3 protein-coding genes are annotated in these 1,920 nt (G+C 70.5%); 2 read left to right on the top strand and 1 reads right to left on the bottom strand.

All coding sequences use genetic code 11. The features are described from left to right. The coding region (locus tag FXN61_RS49165; RefSeq protein WP_167980601.1) for a sigma 54-interacting transcriptional regulator at positions 1–1,121 on the bottom strand (1,121 nt) is incomplete at its 3' end. A gap of 155 nt (positions 1,122–1,276) precedes the next feature. On the opposite strand from FXN61_RS49165, the gene FXN61_RS49160 reads away from it, so the two are divergent. After that, on the top strand, positions 1,277–1,720 hold the full coding sequence (locus FXN61_RS49160; RefSeq protein ID WP_167980600.1) for a YcxB family protein: 444 nt from the start codon (positions 1,277–1,279) through the stop codon (positions 1,718–1,720). 60 nt (positions 1,721–1,780) lie between these two features. Then, positions 1,781–1,920, top strand: a 140-nt coding sequence (locus tag FXN61_RS57140) for an Rv1486c family protein (protein WP_512698775.1), incomplete at its 3' end; no start/stop codon positions are given.

Genomic DNA, 1,920 nt, shown 5'->3' with positions numbered 1-1,920 from the left:
CGGGTCCGCGCGGTGTCGGCGATCGAGCGGCGCAGCAGGTGGACCAGGACCTCGTCCTCGCGGCCCTCCTCGCCCGCCTCGAACTCGAGCTTGCCGCGCAGCACGTCCGGCACCGACTCCAGGTCGATCGGACGGGCGATGGCCGGGGTCTCGCCGATCAGCGCGGAACGGCGAAGTGCCGACGCCGCAACGGTTTCCGCCGCCGCGACCGCGAACCGGGCCGACACGCCAGACCGCTGGTCGATCGACGACGACTCGCGAAGGTGCCGGACGAACCGGGCGATGATCTCCAGCAGGTGGTCGCCGACCTCCGCCACGAGATCGGCTTCCTGGCGGACCAGGTCGACCTCGGCGTCGATCTCCAACGGGTAGTGCGTGCGCACCTCGGCGCCGAAGCGGTCCTTCAGCGGCGTGATGATGCGGCCGCGGTTCGTGTAGTCCTCGGGGTTGGCTGTCGCCACGAGCAGCACGTCCAGCGGCAGCCGCAGCGTGTAGCCGCGGACCTGGATGTCGCGCTCCTCCATGACGTTCAGCAGCGCGACCTGGATGCGTTCTGCCAGGTCGGGCAGCTCGTTGATGGCGATGATGCCGCGGTGGGCGCGCGGGAGCAGGCCGTAGTGGATCGTCTCCGGGTCGCCGAGCGAGCGTCCTTCCGCGACCTTCACCGGGTCGACGTCGCCGACCAGGTCACCGACGGACGTGTCGGGTGTCGCGAGCTTCTCCGCGTAGCGTTCGTCGCGGTGCCGCCACACCACCGGCAGGTCGTCACCGAGCTCGGCGGCACGCCTCCTCGACTCCGGCGTGATCGGGTCGAGCGGGTGTTCGCCCAGCTCGGAGCCCTCGATGACGGGCGTCCACTCGTCGAGCAGCGACACGAGGGTGCGCAGCAGACGGGTCTTGCCCTGGCCGCGCTCGCCGAGCAGGACGACGTCGTGGCCGGCCAGCAGCGCGCGTTCCAGCTGCGGGAGCACCGTGCGGTCGAACCCGACGATGCCGGGCCACGGGTTGCGCCCCTCGCGCAGTGCCGCGAGGAGGTTCTCCCTGATCTCGGTCTTGACGCCGCGTGGCAGGTGCCCGGCGGCGCGCAGTTCGCCCGCCGTGCGGGCCAGGTTCTGAGTCACGCAGACGACGCTACGCACCGAATCCGGACCCGTCGATGTGGAGCAACTCCAGGCGCGGGCGCACGTGGTGCAGCAGAATGCACGGCGATATGAGTGACAGTGTTGATTTCAAGTGGGCACCCTCCCCTGCGGACTGGCGGGCCAGCCTGCGCGCGATGGTGCCGATGTTCAGGTGGGCGCCGTGGTTCGCGACCGTGCTCGGCGTGTTCTCGCTGGTGCTGCTGGTCGGCTTCGACGACATGGTGCCCGTCGCGGCGTTCGGCCTGGTGTGCGCGCTGGTCATCGGGTTCATGGAGCCGGTCGCGGTGTGGTGGCGCTTCTCGTCGGACGAGATGATCAGCCGGACCGTGGTGGGCAGCGCCGACGACCAGTCGTTCCGGATGGCCGTGGGCACCTCGGTGCGCGAGGAGATCGTCTGGGAGGAGCTGCCCGGCTGGACCGAGACGCGGCAGGGCTTCGTGCTGGAGACGCTCGACGAAGGCGCGGCGTCGCTTTCCGTGCCGCACCGGGCCTTCGCGTCCGATGAGGACGTGACGTCGTTCCGGACGCTGCTGCAGCAGCACATCGGCCCTGGCAAGCACATCGGTCCCGCGACGTAGGTGTCTCGGATCGGGCACACCGGGTGGGGCTCACGGGGCAGGGCCACGTAATCTCGTCGCGTGTCCTGTGCAAGTGCCACGCTGGTCGTGTGGACGTCGGGATGGCTGCACGGTCTGGCCGCCGCCGACGACGTCCTCGACGCCTGCACACGTGGGCCGAGCAGCACGAGGTGGTGCCGACGGCGACGGCACCGCGCTGC

Source organism: Lentzea indica (genome assembly GCF_012184385.1).
In the GTDB taxonomy this organism is placed as follows: domain Bacteria; phylum Actinomycetota; class Actinomycetes; order Mycobacteriales; family Pseudonocardiaceae; genus Lentzea; species Lentzea indica.
The sequence above is the reverse complement of the archived record's forward strand: the minus strand, read 5'-3'. Positions and strand labels throughout refer to the sequence as shown.